This is a genomic window from Dactylosporangium sp. McL0621, from assembly GCF_049995355.1.
In the GTDB taxonomy this organism is placed as follows: domain Bacteria; phylum Actinomycetota; class Actinomycetes; order Mycobacteriales; family Micromonosporaceae; genus Dactylosporangium.
In genome coordinates, this window is record NZ_CP188259.1 from 4451708 (window position 1) to 4466688 (window position 14981).

Sequence of the window (14981 nt, forward strand, 5' to 3'; positions counted from 1 at the left end):
CCCGTGACGCCCCCGGAGCCGCACCGCCGGCCCGTCCACCGCCGGCCTCGCCTGCTCAAGGCCCGCCCGGCCGCCACCGCCTACGACCTGCCGGCGGTACCCGCCCCCGAGGTCGTGCGGCCGCCGCAGTGGGCGACCGTGTTCGTGCCCGCCCTCACCACGGGCTCGGTCGCCTTCATCGGGCTGGCCACCGGTCAGAAGTACCTCATCTGGACCGGGCTGCTCGTCAGCCTCGGCGCGGTCGTCACGCCCTTCGTCACCTACTGGGCCAACATCCGGGCCGCCCGCCGGCGCGACGAGCGGCGCCGCCGGCGGTACGTGGCGCGGCTCGCCGTCGTCGCCGCCGACGTCCGCGCCGCCGGCGACGCGGTCCGCGCCGCCCTCGACGACGCCCACCCCGCCCCGGACCGGTTCGACGCGTGGGCCGCCTCCGACCGGCTGTGGGAGCGCCGCGCCACCGACGACGACTTCGCCGCGGTCGCCGCCGGCACCGGCCGGATCCCGTCCGGGCTGGCGCTGACCGTGGCCGCGACCACCGCCGACGCCGACCCCCACCCGGACCTCGAGGCCGAGGCCCGCGCCGTCACCGCGGCGGCGACGGCGCTGGGCGGCGCGCCGCTCGTCGTGCCGCTGCGCGAGGCCGGCGTCGTCGGTCTGGAGGGGCCCTGGGCCGCCGTCGCCGGGCTGGCCCGCGCGATGCTGCTCGAGGCGCTCGTGTGCTGCGGCCCCGACGAGCTGACCCTGCTCGTCGCCGCCCCCGAGTCGCACGCGGGCGACTGGGCGTGGGCCGCCGAGCTCCCGCATGCGCTGCGCTGGACCCGGCCCGGTGACGGCGCGCCGGTCGCCGGGGTCGCGACCGACCCGGCGGCGTTCGCCGCGGCGCTGGCCCGGGCGGTCACGCCCCGTATCCGGCTGCGCGACGAGAGCCGCACCACCGCCCGCGAAGCCGGGCTGCCGCTGCTGCTCGTCGTCGTCGCCGACTACCGCCCGCTGTCGGTGCTGGAGGGGGTACCGCTGCTGCGTGAAGTCCTCGCCGACGCCGTCACCCTCGGCGTCACCGTGCTCGCCGCCGCACGCCCGGGCGTGACCGGCCCGGCCGAGTCCACGGTCCTGCTGACCCTCGACGCGCACGGCCGCGGCGTCCTGCGCCCCGTCCGCAGCCCCGAACCGGAGACGCCGTTCACCCCGAACCTCGTCCCGGCCAAGGCTGCGGGGGCCATCGCCGCGCGGATCCACGGGCAATGGCCCGTCACCGACCTGTCCTTCGCCGGCGAGCGCGGCGACGAGCCGCTGCTCGACCTGATCGGCGCCCGCGCCGCCCTGGCCGGCCCGCCCGGGTGGGCGTGGCCGCCGCCGGCCGGGCTGCTCGCCGCGACCATCGGGGTGCTCGCCGACGGCACCCGCCTCGTGCTCGACCTCAAGGAGAGCGGCCAGGGCGGCGTCGGCCCGCACGGGCTGCTCATCGGCGCGACCGGCTCCGGCAAGAGCGAGCTGCTGCGCTCGCTTGTCGCCTCCCTGGCCCTCACCCACAGCCCGGACTGGCTGCGGGTCGCGTTCGTGGACTTCAAGGGCGGCGCCGCCTTCGACGCGCTCACCGGCCTGCCGCACTGCGCCGGGCTCGTCACCAACCTCGACGATCCGGCGCTCGTCGCCCGCGTCCGGGCCGCGCTGGAGGGCGAGCTCGTGGCCCGGCAGCGGCGGCTGGCCGCGGCCGGGCCCGACATCGGCGACATCCGCGCCTACTGGGAGCGTTCGGGGGCGCAGGAGCCGCTGCCGTACCTGCTCATCGTCATCGACGAGTTCGCCGAGCTGATGGAGGCCGACCCCGGCTTCTCCGACACCCTGGTCTCCATCGCCCGCCTCGGCCGCAGCGTCGGCATGCACCTGCTGCTCGCCGGGCAGCGCCTCGAGAGCGGGCGGCTGCGCGGCCTGGAGGGCCATCTCGGGTACCGTATCGCGCTCCGCACGTTCACCCCCGAGGACAGCGTCGCGGTGATCGGCTCGCGGGTCGCCGCCGACCTGCCGATCGTGCCCGGCCACGGCTTCGTGCGGGCGGGCGGGACGCTGCAGCGTTTCCGGGCCGCCCAGGTGTTCCAGGCCCAGGACCCCGGCGGCCCGGCCGACCTGGCCCGGATCGTGGCGTGGACCCGGCCGCTGCCGGCCGCGCCGAAGCTGTGGCTCGAGCCGCTGCCCGACCCGCGGCGGATGGAGTACCTGCGCCTCGACGACCCGCGCCTCGACGCCGATTCACCGGCCGCCGGGAACGGGCTGCCGGTCGCCGTCGGGCTCCTCGACGACCCGCTCCGGCGGGCCCAGCGGCCGCTGACGGTCGACGTTGCCGCCGGCGGTGGGCACCTGGCCGTCGTCGGCGCTCCGCAGACCGGCAAGTCGGCGCTGCTGGCCACCGAGATCCTGCGGGCGGCGCGGGCGCACCCGGCGTACCAACTGCAATATCTTGTCCTTGACTTCGGCGGCGGAGCGCTGTCGCCGGTCCGCGGGCTGCCGAACGTGGCCGCGTACGCGACGCCGGTGGATGCCCGCCGCGTCGGCCGGATCGTCGCCGAGATCCCGATCCAGCTCGACCGCCGGGCCCGCGACGGCCGCCGCGGCGACATCGTGCTCGTCATCGACAACTTCGCCGTGTTCGCCGCCCGCTGCCCCGAGCATCTGCCGGTGATCGACCGGCTGCTCGCCGAGGGCGCCGCCCACGGTCTGCACCTGCACGTGAGCACGCCCCGCTGGAACGACCTCGGCCTGCGCCGCCTCGACGCCGTCGGCGAACGCTTCGAGCTGCGTCTGCACGACCCGGCCGAGTCCCGGCACGGCCGCGCCCGCGGCGCCCTGCTCGCCGCCGCCGGCCCTGGCCGCGCACTCGCCCCCGGCGGGCTGGTCGCCCAGTTCGCCGCGCCGGTCCTGGCCGGCGCCACGCCGTCCGGCCCGCAGGCGCTCGCCGAGACCGTCGACCGGGTCGGGGCCGACCTGGCGGCCCGCCACGACGGTGCCCGCGCCGAGCCGCTGCTGCTGCTCGACGACCTGACCCCGGACCGGTTCGCCGCCGCCGAACGCACGTCGCCCGCCGCCGGTGCGCTCGTCCTCGGCATCGACGAGGCCGCGTTCTCGCCCGTGCCGTTCCGGCCGGGGAAGGACGGGCACCTGTTGTACCTCGGCGACCAGCACACCGCCCGCACCCGCTCCCTGGCCCGCCTGCTGACCCTCGCCCACGACGGCGACCTGGCCGACGCCTACGTCGTGGACCTGCGCGGCGGCCTGCTCGCCGCGATCCCGAAGCCGGAAGGGGCGGCCCGCACCCCCGCCGACGTCGGCAGCTTGGCCAGGAAGGTCCAGGACCGGCTCGACCCGCGCCTCAACGGCGGCGGCGACGACCGCCCGGTGCTGCTCGTCGTCGACGACTACGACCTGGTTCTGGCGCTGGCCGGGGCCCGCAACGGCCCGCTCGACAGCCTGGCGCCGCTGCTGCGGATGGGGCGGGAACTGCGGTTCAGCCTCGTGCTCAACCAGACCGTGCCCACGTCGATGCGCGAGACGCTGACCGCCCGCGCCGTGGAGGCCGAGGCGGCGCAGGTCGTGTTCTCGGCCGCGCTGCGCACGGAGGCGCCGCCCGGGGCGACCGGCCGGCTGCTGCCGCCCGCGGTGGCCCGGCTCGTGCGGCCCGGCGAGCGCGAGGCGCTCATCCAGACCCTGCCGCCGAGGCGTCCGGAGGCCTGATCACGGGCCTCCGGACGCCTCGGAGGCCTGATCACGGGCCGAAAATGGGGCCCAGGACGCAGACCACCACGACGAGGAGGAGCGCGAGCAGGGCGGCCAGCGCGAGGGTCGCCTGCCGTCCGGTCACCGGGCGCAGCGCGGTCCGCCGGGCTGTCGGCGGAGGGCCCGCTGCGGGCTCCGGCGGCGTCTCGGCACCGGGACCGCCGGCCAGCTCGGCGAGCAGGGCGTCGGCGGCCTCCGCGGTGCCGCCCCGCTCGGCCAGCAGCGTCACGACGTCGGGATGGTCGTACCGGATCAGCGCCACGAGCAGGTGCTCGGTGCCCACCTGCGCGGAGCCCGCTTCCCGCGCGATCACCGCCGCCGCCGCGAGTACCCGTTCGGCCGGCCCGGCCAGCGAGGCCACGTCCTCGATCGGCGCGGCGGGCTCCGGCGGCGGTACCGGCGGCGCGGTCCACACCCGGGCCACGTTGCCGCCGTCGTAGAGGGCGAGCGCCATGGCCAGGTCGACCGGCGTCACGTTGGCGCGCCCGGCGGCCCGGCCCAGCGCGGCACCTTCCCGCACGACCGCGCGCGCGTCGACCGTCAGGCGCGTGTAGCTCAGGGCCGAGCCCGCCCCCTCGGCGGCCCGCGGCTCCTCCGGCGGCCCTTCGGTGCCCGGCCCTCCGGCCAGCCGGGCGAGCAGCGCATCAACGGCCCCGGCCGTCGCACCCCGCGCGCCGAGCCCCGCCACAACGTCCGGCGGCCCGCTGCGCACGAGCGCGGCGAGCAGGTGCTCGGTGCCGATGTGCGCGGCGGCCCCGGCCATCGCGACATACAACGACTGCGTCAGGACGGCTCGCGCCGCCGCATCGAACCGGTGCGGCGCCTCCGGCGGCAGGCGCCCACCCTGGGTGCTCGTGGGCGCGGGCCGGGGCGATGTCCAGATGCCGGCGGTGTTGCCGACCGGCCGGGCGGCCAGCGCGGCGGCGAGATCGGCCGGGGTCATCTCCGACCGGCCGGCGGCGACGGCGTAGTGGGGCACGAGCGCCACCACCTGCCGCGCCTCGGCCGTGAACCGTTCGAACACGAGGCATTGTCTACCCGACCGAGCCGGCACTCCTGCACGGGGGCCGAAGGCGGGTTCAGGAGTTGGACATTCCCCGTCGCGCGACCTCTCGGTGGTATCCGGCGTCGGCCTGCGGAACGCCATGGTTGGGGTCGGGGTTCAGTTGCTGATGGCGGGGGCGCGGCGGATGTAGGTGGTGTCGTCGACCTGCGCGGCGGTGAACGCGGCGATGTCGGCGCGGCTGACGGCGAAGCCGAGGTTGTCGGTGCCGAAGAACCCGGTGCGGACGTTCGGCTGCTTCGGGGTGTTCTTCGGGGCGATGAACCGGATGATGGTCCAGTCCAGTCCAGGCCGGAGCCGGTGACCAGGCCCGTCATGCCGGTGATCTCGTCGTAGGCGCGGCGCATGAAGGTGCGGGGCATGAAGCCGATGAGACGGGTGACCGGGGTCGGCTTCTCGTGTGGGTCGAGGACGGCGGGGGTGGCGTGACCGATGTAGCGGCGCACGCCGTGGTGTTGCATGGCGTCGATGATGTGCCCGGTCCCGGCGACCAGCGGCAGGCCGACGGCCTTGCGGTCCATGCTCGGGCCGAGCGCGCTGACGACGGCGTCGGCTCCGGCGACGGCGGTGTCGATGGCCCCGGTGTCGGACATCTCGCCGATCACGACCCGCACCCGGCCGGCCCAGGCTGCGGGGATCTTCTGCGGGTTGCGGGCGTACGCGGTGACCTCGTGGCCGCGTTCCAGCAGTTCGGCGACGGTCAGGGATCCGATGGCGCCGGTGGCGCCGAAGACGGTGACGTTCATGCGGATTCGTCCTTGCCCAGTTCGGCGTGCAGCTGCGGGAGCACCTTGGTGCCGAGCAGCTCGATGGCGTGCAGGAAGTCGCGGTGCGGCAGGCCGCCGACGTCCATCTGCAGGATCTGGCGGCTGTGGCCGAGCAGGGCATGCAGGTGCAGGATGCGGTCGGCGACCTGGTCGGGGTGGCCGGCGAAGACCATGCCGCCGGGGCCGTAGGCGGCGGACCGGTCGGTGCGGCTGGGGGCGGGCCGGCCGAGCTCGGCGAGGCCGTCCGCCATCATCCGGTGCTCGTGCTCCAGGTAGGTGGTGTGGGCCTGGGCGGTGGTGCCGGCGACGTAGCCGTGCACCGCGACGGCGATGTCGGCCTGCTCGTCCGGGTGTCCAGGTTGCCGGTTCTGGTTGAGGGGGTGGGGGAAGCGATGCTGGGCACGGGTAAGGGCGCTGCCGCGGACCGCCAGGTCTGCGTGCTGCAGGCGCGGGCCTGGCGGTCCGGACGGACTGCTACGACGCGGTGCCCGGCGTGCCGACCCAGCAGGTGCCGCCGGGGCCGGTGACCCGCACCGTGTTCACCAGCTGTACGGGCCGAACCGGCCCCACGCCACGACCGCGGCGAGCGCGAACAGGACCGCGTTGATGACGACCCCGGACGGCTCCTTGCGGCGCACGTGCGCGGCGGCGGCCATGACCATGACCACGGCCAGGCACGTCGCGGCGATCGGGGTGAGCACCGGCAGGATGCCGGTCGCGGCGGGCAGGATCAGGCCGAGGCCGCCGAGCAGCTCCGCGACGCCGATGAGCCGCACGGTGCCGGGCGAGAAGTCCTCCACCCACGGCAGGTTGGGCTGCAGTTTCTCCTTCGGCTGGGTCGATTTCATGACGCCGGCCACGACGAAGGCGGCGCCCAACAGGATCTGGACGATCCACAGGGTTACGTTCATGAGCAGCGTGGTCTCCGAACCGAGGGGTTGGCGGTTCAGGCGACCGAGATGACGATCTTGCCGCGGGTGCCGGTGCCGAACGCGGCAAACGCGGCCGGGACCTCGGCGAGGGGGTAGGTGCGCTCGACCGGCACGTTCAGCCGTCCGGCGGCGACGTCGGCGGCGAGCCGGTCCAGGGTGTCCGCGGTCGGGTTGGCCATGATGAACGTGGCGGCCGGGTGCTGGTCGGCACCGTAGCCGAGGGTGCTGGCCAGGCGGCCCTTCTCGGTCAGGAGGGCGGCCAGGGCGGCGCCGTCGCCGGCGAAGTGCAGCACCACGTCCACCCCGTCGGGGCTGATCTCGCGGATCTGTGCCTCGACGTCGCCGGTGTAGTCCACGACGTGGGTGGCGCCGAGCCCGCGGACGAAGTCGGCCTCCTCGCCGGGGCGGGCGGTGGCGATCACGCGGGCGCCGGCCGCGGCGGCGTACTGGACCGCGATCGCGCCGACCCCACCGGTCGCGCCGGACACGACGACCGTCTCGCCGGTCTGCGGGGACGTCGCAGTGAGGGAGTCGGCGGCGGCCGTGCCGGCCAGGCCCAGCGCACCCGCGGCGGCGGGGCCGACGCCGGCGGGCAGCGCGGTGATGCCGATCTCCTCGAGCACCGTGACGTACTCGCCGAAGCCGCCCTCGCCGAGGTGCGGCTTGGTGACCACGCCGTACACGGCGTCACCGGGCGCGAAGCGGGTTACGCCCTCGCCGACCGCCTCGACGGTGCCGGCGAAGTCCTTGCCGAGCACGACCGGGTAGCGGTGCTCCATCATCGCGGCCACGTGCCCGGCGGCGACCGACAGGTCGAAGCCGTTCACCGACGACGCCTGCACCTTGACCAGGACCTCACCGGCGCCCGGGGTGGGGGCGGGGACCTCGGTCAGCGCCGGCTGGGCACTCTGCTCGGCAAGAACGACTGCACGCATGACAAACCTCCAGGCAAGAAGTGGAAGCTACCCTCCACTAACCTCACTCACCGTAGCACGCAAGTGGACGCTGCCTTCCACTTGACGTACAGTGATGTGCGTGACCTCGCCGCCAGCGCCCCGCACCCCGCCCGTCGCCGGACTTCGGGTCGACGCGGAACGCAACCGGCAGCGCGTCATTGCCGCCGCCCGGGAGGTGTTCGCCGAACTCGGGCTCGAGGTGCCGATGGAGGACATCGCCCGCCGTGCCGGCGTCGGGGTCGGCACCCTCTATCGGCGCTACCCCACCCGTGGGGACCTCATCGCCGCCGCGTTCGAGGAGAAGATGCACGCCTACGCCGCCGCCGCGCGCCAGGCCCTCGCGGACCCGGACCCGTGGCGCGGGTTCTGTGGCTATGTCGAGCGGATCTGCGGCATGCAGGCCGGGGACCGCGGCTTCACCACCGTGCTCACCATGACGTTCCCGACGGCGAAGCAGTTCGAGGCCGACCGCGACCGCGCCTACAAGGACTTCTCCACCCTCGTCGACCGGGCCAAGGCCGCCGGGAAGCTTCGCGCGGACTTCGTCACCGAGGACATGCCGATGTTCCTCATGGCCAACGCCGGCGTGCTCACCGCCACCGTCGACGCCGCCCCCGACACCTGGCGCAGGCTCGTCGCGTACTTGATCCAGGCGTGCGCCGCGCACGCCGCCGAGGCGCTGCCCGACCCGCCCCAGCCCCGGCAGATGTACCGGGCGATGCTCCGCGCCACCCGGCACCAGCGTGAGCGACGCCCGGCGAAAGGCACCTCATCCCACGAGACTCGCGGGTAGGCCGGCGCCCTCGGAGCCGGACACCTGCGATCGGGCCGGCACCAGAGCTTCGAGCGACGACGCCCGGCCCGTGCGTATGTACCTTGTCGGTTACGTACCCGACCTGTTACATTCATCTGCGTGGAAGCGGTGTTGCAGGCGCTGGCCGACGAGAGCCGGCGGAAAATGCTCGACACCTTGGCTCGCGGTCCGGCAACCGTGGGCGAGCTGGCGGCGCTGCTGCCGATCGCCCGTCCCGGCGTCTCGCGCCACCTGCGGGTCCTGCGGGAGGCGGGGCTGGTCGACGTCCGCCAGGAGGCGCAACGACGCATCTACAGCCTCCGCCCGGAACCGCTGGCCGAGATCGACGACTGGCTGGCGCAGTACCGGGCCCTGTGGACGCAGCGGCTCGACGCCCTGCACACCGAAGTCGCCCGGGGCAAACGCGAACGAAGGAGCAGCAGATGACCAGCAACTCACGCCAGGACGTCCGCATCCTGGGCAGTCTGGACAAGGGCGTCGTGCGAGTCGAAGACCGCTTCGACACCGACATCGACGACCTGTGGTCAGCCCTCACCGATCCGGGCCGCCTCGCCCGCTGGATGGGCGAGATAGACGGCGACCTCCGCCTCGGCGGTGAGTTCCGCGCCCGCTTCTTCGCCAGCGGCTGGGAAGGCACCGGGCGGGTGCAGGCGTGCGAGCCCCCGCACCGGCTGCTGCTGCAGACCATGCAGCCCGGCCAGGCCGACGAGCACTTCATCGAGGTCACACTGACCGCCGCCGGCGACCAGACCATCCTGGCCTGGGAGGAGCGGGGGATGCCCGTGGACCAGCTCGCCGCGTACGGCGCCGGAGTCCAGGTCCACGTCGAGGATCTCGCCGCCCACCTCGCCGGTCGTGAGCGCTGCGACGCGAAGACACGCTGGGAGGAGCTCATGCCCTCCTATCAGAAGCTGGCGGCGTAAGTCTGTTGCTGATGGGGCGCCGGCTTGCGGCCCCAGCAGACCGCGGTGGCGAATGCCAGCTCGAAGAACTCCTGACGGTCCAGGAGACGCAGGGCCTCGTCGACCGCCGGCCGGGCCTCGGGCATGTGGTCGAGGATGCGGGGGCGCAATTGCGTGAGGGTGTACGACCAGCATCGCGCCGATGCGTTCCGGCCCCCGGTCGCCGGGACATGCACCGAGGCCGACACCCCGGTCAGGCCGTGCGCCAGCAGGGGTGAGGGAAAGGTCCGCGGCCATCTCGCGTCCGTGCCGATGGTCGCGGCCAGCGTCGACTCGACCGCATGCATGGCGTCGCGAAACGCCGGGGTGGCACCGGAGGCGATCGGGAAGCTCGCGATCGACTCGATCATCAGCACGCCTCCGGGGCGCAGGGACCGGCACAACTTGGCCAGGACCGCGTCGCGTTCGGGCAGGTGTTCCAGCACGAACCTGGCGTGGACGAGGTGGAACGCCGACTCCGGCAACGGGTCCGAGACGATGTCGTGCTCAGCGACGCGCAGGGTGGGCGCGCCGATCGCCTGCAGCCATCGGGTGTCGATGTCGGTCGCCAGGACGCTGCCGTCGGGCACCCGGCCGGCCAGCCAGGCCGCGACCGTGCCGGCCCCGGCGCCGACTTCGAGACAGTCCCAGTCCGGGCCGAGCCCGAGGTCCTGCAGGATTCGCAGGGTCGTGGCGTCGGCCACCTCGGCCATGGCGACGAGCCGTTCCCGCTCGCCGTGCCACTCAGGGCTGAGAACCGATTCACCGTAGCGCTCAGGTGCCGTCATGACCGCAATTCAACCCCACGAGCCGGCGGGTACCGCCGAAGGCCGCGAACAGTCAGACGGTGACCGGATCTGCCGGGAAGAGCAGTGGTCCCCTTTGCCGCGCCCCGCCTTGCGGGGCACCCGTCGGGTGGGCCTCCGCATAGAATTTGGCTCATGCGAGCTGAGGGTTGGTACCGCGACCCGTTCGAGTCGCACGACGATCGTTGGTTCTCAGACGGGCGGCCCACCGCTCTCGTGCGCGACGGCGGCCTCGACTCCTATGACGCCCCGCCTGCGCAAGACTGGTCCGGTCCGCTTGCTCCGGTGGCGAGCGTTGAGCCGGCCAACGGTGATGATCTCAAGCGCGCGGATCAATCCGTTCCTGAGGGGGACGCCCTGGCGACGTCGAAGCTCTGGTGGGCGACCTGACGTAGGCCGGGTAACTGCAGCGGATGACTGTGCGATGGGTTCACGGTTGACGTGGTTGCTACGTCCTGCGATGCTACGTCCCACGTAGCAACCTGGGGGAAATGTGACCGGACTGTCGCAGCTCGGCCGGTTCTCCGAGCCGGCGTTGTTGGTCCTGATCAGCCTGGCCGAGGGCGCGAAGCACGGCTATGCGATGCAGGAAGACATTGCCGCGTTGACCGGCGAGCGACCGGGGCCGGGCACGCTTTACGGTGCCATCCGGCGTCTGGAGGAGCAGCGGTTGATCGAGCAATTGCCGGAGGAGGAACGCCGGAAGCCGTACCGCCTGACCGGTCTGGGCGCCACGGCGTTGCAGGCCGAGCTCCTGCGGATCCGTACGATGGCCAGCACCGGCCTGCGTCGATTGGCGACCGCCTGATGCGTGCGACGTTGATCCGCCTCGCGATGGCGATCTACCCGGCGCCGGTCCGCGACCGCTACGGCGTCGAGATCACCGACCTGCTCGCGCATTCGACCCGGCCGTGGCGCGACATCGCCGATGTCGGTCGATCCGCACTGTCCGAGCAGGCGGCGACGTGGACGTGGGCGCGTACCCACCCGCAGCTTCGCCGGATGGCGTGGCTCGCCGCCGCGCCGCTGGGATTCGTGCTCACCGCGCTGCTCCTGGCGGTCTGTGGGCTCGCCCTCGCCACCACGTACGCGAAGGACGCCGGGTACGACGTCACTCCGGCGGTCCTCACCGCGCCGGACGCGCTGAGCGTGCTGGCGGTGTGCGGGGCGATCGCCGCGGTGGCGCTGATGCCCCGGCAGCACTACCTCGCGGCTCCGGTGCTGACCGTGCCGGCGTCGTTGACGGTGGGAATACTGGCCATCGCGAACGTACTCGGGGAGACACGGTCGGCCACGCTACTGGCCGCGCTGTGCTGGTGCGCGGCGATGCTCGCGCTGGGGGGCGCGATCACCGTGCTCATCCGGCGAGGGCGCACGGGCGTCGCCGTGGTGGTCCTCGTGGTCGGTGGCCTCGCCGCGCTCGAGTTGACGTCCGTGCTCTACGCGATCGCCGGTCGGCTGGTCGCCGCGGACTGGGTCTCGCTGTACAGCGTGTGGCCCGTCAGCGCCAGTGGAATCGCGGATCCGCCCTGGTTCTCCGCCGACGCGCCCAAGGTACTGCCGGCCCTGCTCGCGATGTGCACGACGTGCGCGCTCACCGTCGTCGCGGCCAGCGCCGTGCACCAGCGCACGGCGGGCTTTCTCAGATCGCAAGCTTGGGTCGGCGCCGCCCGGCGTCAGGTCTGAAACGGCGTGTGATGCGGCGTCGACCTTTCGCGACGGTCGCCGGTGTCGGGGTCGAGGGCGGCCTCCGGGTGGGAGAACAGCGCCGGCGCCGGTCGCGGCGCGGCCGGTGCGGGCGTTGACGGCCGAGCGGCCGGCTCGGGAGGCCCTGCGGCCTGCAGCTCGTTGACGGCTTCGGCGGCCGACAGCGCGCCGGAGTTGACGGCCTGCCACAGGGTGAGGCGGCCCGTCGGGGTGACGACCGTGTGCCGCTGCAGAGCGGCCGGGCTGATGCCGTGGGCCTTGAGGTGCGCCGCGGCCGCCGGGTTCAGGTCCTTCCAGGCGTGCACCGTTTCGGCGGTGAACCCGTGCGCGGCCCACTGCTCGGCGAGGGCGGTGACCCGGTCGCGGACATGCTCCGGAATCACGTCCCGATCACCACGCCGGTCGCCCAGCAGCGCGCGGCCGAGCTCGGTGAGCCCGGCGATCGGCACCCAGTTGACCGGTTCGTCGCCGCTCCGTCCGCGGGCGTTCATCGTTGTTGCCCGGCGTACGAACGGACGATCTGGACGAATTCCATGCCCCTATGATCCCTCATCGCGCCGCCCGGCAGTCACGCGCCCCTGCTGTCGTTGAACGCTTGAGGAGTCGCGCGCGTTGGTCTGGGCATGACGATGGAAGACGACGGGGAACTCGCGGCGCTGGTTCGACGTACCGCAGACGCTTCCTCTGCCTTTATCCGCGGCGACATGCGTATCTATGTGGCCCTGTTGCCACACGCGGATGACTACACGCTCATGTCACCGTACGGCGGCGTCGCGCACGGCTTCGACCACTCCGACGCGTCCCTCGACGCGACCGCGGCCTGGTTCCAGGGTGGCGAGGCGGAGCTCGAGGTCGTGCAGACGTACCGTGCGGGGGAAATCGCGGTGATCGTGGCGATCGAACGGCAGCACGGCGTGGTCGGCGGTCTCCCGGCGCAGGACTGGTCGCTGCGGGTCACGCTGGTCTTCCGCCGCGACGACGGCGAGTGGCGGCTGGTGCACCGGCACGCCGACGCCCTGGTGCACACCATCGACCATTCGCAGCTGTCGGCGCTGGCCCGCGGAGGAGGGCCGGCGGTCAGGGATTCAAGTGGTGGTGTCGGGGAAAAATCCGACTGAGCTTTGGCATGCGCCGCTGGATTTCGGCGAGGCTGTCGAGATCCCAGGGCTTGCCGTTCATCACCGGGTCTGACGGGCGGTGGTGACCGCGCTCGCCCAGCGCGTCGTCGATGCCTTCTCCCTCGCCGGTGCGCATGTCATAGGCACTGGACGCCACGTAGGCGAGGTCTTCGAACTGGGGCCATTCCGCGTCGGGCCATTGCCGCGGGCGGCGACCGGCGAGGGCTTGTACGGCCGGCAGGTCGGCGAGGTTGTCGGGGTTCCGAACGGCGTGCTGCCACCAGTGGTGCCCCTGCCCGATGAGCCACGGCTGGAAGTACCAGAACGAGTCGCCGCCGCACAGCCCGTCCATGATGAGGTTGCCGGCTCCCAGCATGTCCCAGGTGTCAATCGGGCGCCGCGCGGTGTCGAGGTGGATTTGAAAGTCGACGATGTGCTCCGTGGCGATACGGCTGAGCCGGTACTCCAGCCAGGCCGCTCTGTGCCTCAGATCGGTTGTCTCCCGGGCCGAGAGCTCCAGGAACCGCCAGAAGTCCGCCACGTTCACGGCGATGACCTTAATGACCGGCGTTCGGGTTGAGTTACCGGATGGTGAGGAAGTCGCCGACCAGAGGCTCGACCTCTCGGCCGGCGCTTTCGGTGTCGCTGTTCTGCACCAGAAACGCGATCAGGACGCCGGGGCCGATCCAGGTGCAGGTGGCAGAGCCGTTCAATCCTTGGTGGCATCCGAGGTGTCGCGGTCGTCGCATCGGATGCCGACGCTCGTAATTTCTCCGCTGCGCACCAGTTCCCGGATCGCCGCGGTCATCGCCGCCACACCCGCTTTCGGTACAATCAGCTGGTCGACGGCCCAGAAGTAGCTGCCGTTCGCCACTTCACCGGTCGCCTTCCACCGCGCCAGCAGGCGGCCGACCTCCTCGACGGTGAAGATTGTCAGCGCCCAGGTGGAGCCATCTGGAAGGTCGACGAACGCGTCGACGTTGGCGATCGTCTGCTCGGCGTCCGCCTCCGGGCCGAGGAGGAACCGCGCGACGAACGTCGGCTCGGTGACTGTCGTGTACGGACTGCCGATGCCCATGAACGCCATCATGACCCAGCGCTTACTGTGCTGGTTCACGCCCCAGTGACGCCCACCAGCCGAAAGCGGTGTCCGGGTCGGTTGCGGTCAGCAGGTCGTGCACGCGGGAACTGGTTTGAGGACGTATCCACCGGCGGATCCTTGTTCGACGTCGGTGAATCGGCCGGTGGCGAGCAAGCCTTCCTCGTCGCAGAGGTTCGCCCAGACCTCGCCGGCCGGCCCCGCCGAAGACGCCTGACTGCACCGCAACATCGGCAGGCTCGACGGCCCGTGCAAGCAGCCCGCCGGTCTCCTGCCGTGCCTGCCGGACGAGCAGCGCGACACGGCACTGCAGCAGGCGCTGACCGGCGTCCGTGCTCTGCGCCGTGACCAGTGGCGTGCCATGGCGCTGTTCGCCCTCGCGCCGTATCGGCCCGCCGAGGCACGGCCGACACCGTGGGTGTGCACCGGGCCGCGTTCGTGGCCGACGCGGCCAACGCGCCAACGTTCGAGCTGTTCACGGCCACGGGCCGGGCCATCCGCGAAGGTCATTCGCCGTTGTCGGTGACGGGGTCCGCGCGCTGACCGGTGGCGCGCCGCGCTCCCTCGAAGACCTCTTCTCGTAAAAAGTCGACGTCGAGTGATCGGTCGGTAACTCGACAGCTGTCAACCGCGGGCCCGTCCCTCCGCGTCGTAAGAGGCGTCCGAAGTACATCGACGCAGGGAGAAACTCCGATGCCCAAACGTGCTGCTGTTCTGGTGCTCGCGCCGCTGCTGTTGCTCGCCGCGGCCTGTGACCCTATCGACGGGGCCGGCGGACCTTCGTCGGCGCCGCCGGTCACCTCGCCGTCCGTGCCGTCGAGCTTCCCGCCGGGTTCCAGCCTGCCCAGCTTCCCGTCCGGGTCCACGATGCCCAGTTTCCCGTCCGGGTCCGGGATGCCGAGTTTCCCGCCCGGGTCCGCGATGCCGAGTTTCCCGCCCGGGTCCGCGATGCCGAGTTTCCCGCCGGGCTCTCCCGCGCCGAGCTTCCCGCCCATCTCGCCCGCGCCGAC

General features: G+C 73.0%; 18 protein-coding genes. 8 read left to right on the forward strand and 10 right to left on the reverse strand.

What is annotated here, in order from left to right; translation table 11 throughout:
- Positions 1 to 3: 3 nt before the first annotated feature.
- Positions 4 to 3726, forward strand: coding sequence for an FtsK/SpoIIIE domain-containing protein (locus ACPPVO_RS21180; protein WP_426512932.1), 3723 nt, complete (start codon positions 4 to 6; stop codon positions 3724 to 3726).
- Between the two features lie 31 nt (positions 3727 to 3757).
- Here the strand turns inward: ACPPVO_RS21180 and ACPPVO_RS21185 are convergent, their stop codons facing one another.
- The 5 genes from ACPPVO_RS21185 to ACPPVO_RS21205 form a co-directional block, all read right to left on the reverse strand.
- On the reverse strand, positions 3758 to 4792 hold the full coding sequence (locus tag ACPPVO_RS21185; RefSeq protein WP_426512933.1) for a Clp protease N-terminal domain-containing protein: 1035 nt from the start codon (positions 4790 to 4792) through the stop codon (positions 3758 to 3760).
- Positions 4708 to 5577, reverse strand: coding sequence for an NAD(P)-dependent oxidoreductase (locus ACPPVO_RS21190; protein ID WP_426512934.1), 870 nt, complete (start codon positions 5575 to 5577; stop codon positions 4708 to 4710). Before ACPPVO_RS21190 ends, ACPPVO_RS21185 begins: the two co-directional genes overlap by 85 nt.
- Positions 5574 to 5918: a hypothetical protein gene (locus tag ACPPVO_RS21195; protein ID WP_426512935.1), complete on the reverse strand. Its 345-nt coding sequence runs from the start codon at positions 5916 to 5918 to the stop codon at positions 5574 to 5576. Before ACPPVO_RS21195 ends, ACPPVO_RS21190 begins: the two co-directional genes overlap by 4 nt.
- A gap of 219 nt (positions 5919 to 6137) precedes the next feature.
- Positions 6138 to 6509, reverse strand: coding sequence for a DoxX family protein (locus ACPPVO_RS21200; protein WP_426512936.1), 372 nt, complete (start codon positions 6507 to 6509; stop codon positions 6138 to 6140).
- A gap of 35 nt (positions 6510 to 6544) precedes the next feature.
- Positions 6545 to 7465 carry an NADP-dependent oxidoreductase gene (locus ACPPVO_RS21205; RefSeq protein WP_426512937.1) on the reverse strand — a complete coding sequence of 307 codons (921 nt, stop codon included), beginning with the start codon at positions 7463 to 7465 and terminating at the stop codon, positions 6545 to 6547.
- Positions 7466 to 7565: 100 nt separating this feature from the next.
- Here ACPPVO_RS21205 and ACPPVO_RS21210 point away from each other — a divergent pair, with 100 nt between their 5' ends.
- From ACPPVO_RS21210 to ACPPVO_RS21220, 3 genes are all read left to right on the forward strand, one after another.
- Entirely contained in the window at positions 7566 to 8279 is a 714-nt protein-coding gene (locus tag ACPPVO_RS21210) for a TetR/AcrR family transcriptional regulator (RefSeq protein WP_426512938.1), read from the forward strand.
- 120 nt (positions 8280 to 8399) lie between these two features.
- Positions 8400 to 8726: an ArsR/SmtB family transcription factor gene (locus tag ACPPVO_RS21215; protein ID WP_426512939.1), complete on the forward strand. Its 327-nt coding sequence runs from the start codon at positions 8400 to 8402 to the stop codon at positions 8724 to 8726.
- The gene (locus ACPPVO_RS21220; protein WP_426512940.1) at positions 8723 to 9223 is read left to right on the forward strand and encodes an SRPBCC family protein; all 501 of its coding nucleotides are present in this window, start codon (positions 8723 to 8725) and stop codon (positions 9221 to 9223) included. The genes ACPPVO_RS21215 and ACPPVO_RS21220 overlap by 4 nt, the downstream gene beginning before the upstream one ends.
- Here the strand turns inward: ACPPVO_RS21220 and ACPPVO_RS21225 are convergent.
- A complete protein-coding gene (locus tag ACPPVO_RS21225) occupies positions 9205 to 10029 on the reverse strand; it encodes a class I SAM-dependent methyltransferase (protein WP_426512941.1) in 825 nt (274 codons plus the stop codon). The two genes, ACPPVO_RS21220 and ACPPVO_RS21225, sit on opposite strands and share 19 nt — an antisense overlap.
- Before the next feature lie 153 nt (positions 10030 to 10182).
- Here ACPPVO_RS21225 and ACPPVO_RS21230 point away from each other — a divergent pair, with 153 nt between their 5' ends.
- From ACPPVO_RS21230 to ACPPVO_RS21240, 3 genes are all read left to right on the forward strand, one after another.
- On the forward strand, positions 10183 to 10437 hold the full coding sequence (locus ACPPVO_RS21230) for a hypothetical protein (protein WP_426512942.1): 255 nt from the start codon (positions 10183 to 10185) through the stop codon (positions 10435 to 10437).
- A gap of 103 nt (positions 10438 to 10540) precedes the next feature.
- On the forward strand, positions 10541 to 10855 hold the full coding sequence (locus tag ACPPVO_RS21235) for a PadR family transcriptional regulator (RefSeq protein ID WP_426512943.1): 315 nt from the start codon (positions 10541 to 10543) through the stop codon (positions 10853 to 10855).
- Entirely contained in the window at positions 10855 to 11733 is an 879-nt protein-coding gene (locus ACPPVO_RS21240) for a hypothetical protein (RefSeq protein WP_426512944.1), read from the forward strand. Before ACPPVO_RS21235 ends, ACPPVO_RS21240 begins: the two co-directional genes overlap by 1 nt.
- On the opposite strand, the gene ACPPVO_RS21245 is transcribed toward ACPPVO_RS21240, so the two are convergent.
- Entirely contained in the window at positions 11724 to 12245 is a 522-nt protein-coding gene (locus ACPPVO_RS21245; RefSeq protein WP_426512945.1) for a hypothetical protein, read from the reverse strand. The two genes, ACPPVO_RS21240 and ACPPVO_RS21245, sit on opposite strands and share 10 nt — an antisense overlap.
- A gap of 138 nt (positions 12246 to 12383) precedes the next feature.
- On the opposite strand from ACPPVO_RS21245, the gene ACPPVO_RS21250 reads away from it, so the two are divergent.
- On the forward strand, positions 12384 to 12872 hold the full coding sequence (locus ACPPVO_RS21250; protein ID WP_426514664.1) for a nuclear transport factor 2 family protein: 489 nt from the start codon (positions 12384 to 12386) through the stop codon (positions 12870 to 12872).
- On the opposite strand, the gene ACPPVO_RS21255 is transcribed toward ACPPVO_RS21250, so the two are convergent.
- The 3 genes from ACPPVO_RS21255 to ACPPVO_RS21265 form a co-directional block, all read right to left on the reverse strand.
- Entirely contained in the window at positions 12832 to 13419 is a 588-nt protein-coding gene (locus ACPPVO_RS21255; RefSeq protein ID WP_426512946.1) for a DUF4240 domain-containing protein, read from the reverse strand. The genes ACPPVO_RS21250 and ACPPVO_RS21255 overlap by 41 nt on opposite strands.
- A gap of 162 nt (positions 13420 to 13581) precedes the next feature.
- Entirely contained in the window at positions 13582 to 13950 is a 369-nt protein-coding gene (locus ACPPVO_RS21260; protein WP_426512947.1) for a hypothetical protein, read from the reverse strand.
- A gap of 527 nt (positions 13951 to 14477) precedes the next feature.
- Positions 14478 to 14966, reverse strand: a complete 489-nt coding sequence (locus ACPPVO_RS21265; protein WP_426512948.1) for a hypothetical protein — start codon at positions 14964 to 14966, stop codon at positions 14478 to 14480.
- Positions 14967 to 14981: the final 15 nt, after the last annotated feature.

Excerpts from the sequence above, each read along its gene's own strand:
- ACPPVO_RS21260 (WP_426512947.1), bottom strand. The coding sequence starts at position 13,950 with ATGGGCATCGGCAGTCCGTACACGACAGTCACCGAGCCGACGTTCGTC.
- ACPPVO_RS21190 (WP_426512934.1), bottom strand. The coding sequence starts at position 5,577 with ATGAACGTCACCGTCTTCGGCGCCACCGGCGCCATCGGATCCCTGACC.
- ACPPVO_RS21200 (WP_426512936.1), bottom strand. The coding sequence starts at position 6,509 with ATGAACGTAACCCTGTGGATCGTCCAGATCCTGTTGGGCGCCGCCTTC.
- ACPPVO_RS21230 (WP_426512942.1), top strand. The coding sequence starts at position 10,183 with ATGCGAGCTGAGGGTTGGTACCGCGACCCGTTCGAGTCGCACGACGAT.
- ACPPVO_RS21220 (WP_426512940.1), top strand. The coding sequence starts at position 8,723 with ATGACCAGCAACTCACGCCAGGACGTCCGCATCCTGGGCAGTCTGGAC.
- ACPPVO_RS21250 (WP_426514664.1), top strand. The coding sequence starts at position 12,384 with ATGGAAGACGACGGGGAACTCGCGGCGCTGGTTCGACGTACCGCAGAC.
- ACPPVO_RS21245 (WP_426512945.1), bottom strand. The coding sequence starts at position 12,245 with ATGAACGCCCGCGGACGGAGCGGCGACGAACCGGTCAACTGGGTGCCG.
- ACPPVO_RS21205 (WP_426512937.1), bottom strand. The coding sequence starts at position 7,465 with ATGCGTGCAGTCGTTCTTGCCGAGCAGAGTGCCCAGCCGGCGCTGACC.
- ACPPVO_RS21265 (WP_426512948.1), bottom strand. The coding sequence starts at position 14,966 with ATGGGCGGGAAGCTCGGCGCGGGAGAGCCCGGCGGGAAACTCGGCATC.
- ACPPVO_RS21225 (WP_426512941.1), bottom strand. The coding sequence starts at position 10,029 with ATGACGGCACCTGAGCGCTACGGTGAATCGGTTCTCAGCCCTGAGTGG.
- ACPPVO_RS21240 (WP_426512944.1), top strand. The coding sequence starts at position 10,855 with ATGCGTGCGACGTTGATCCGCCTCGCGATGGCGATCTACCCGGCGCCG.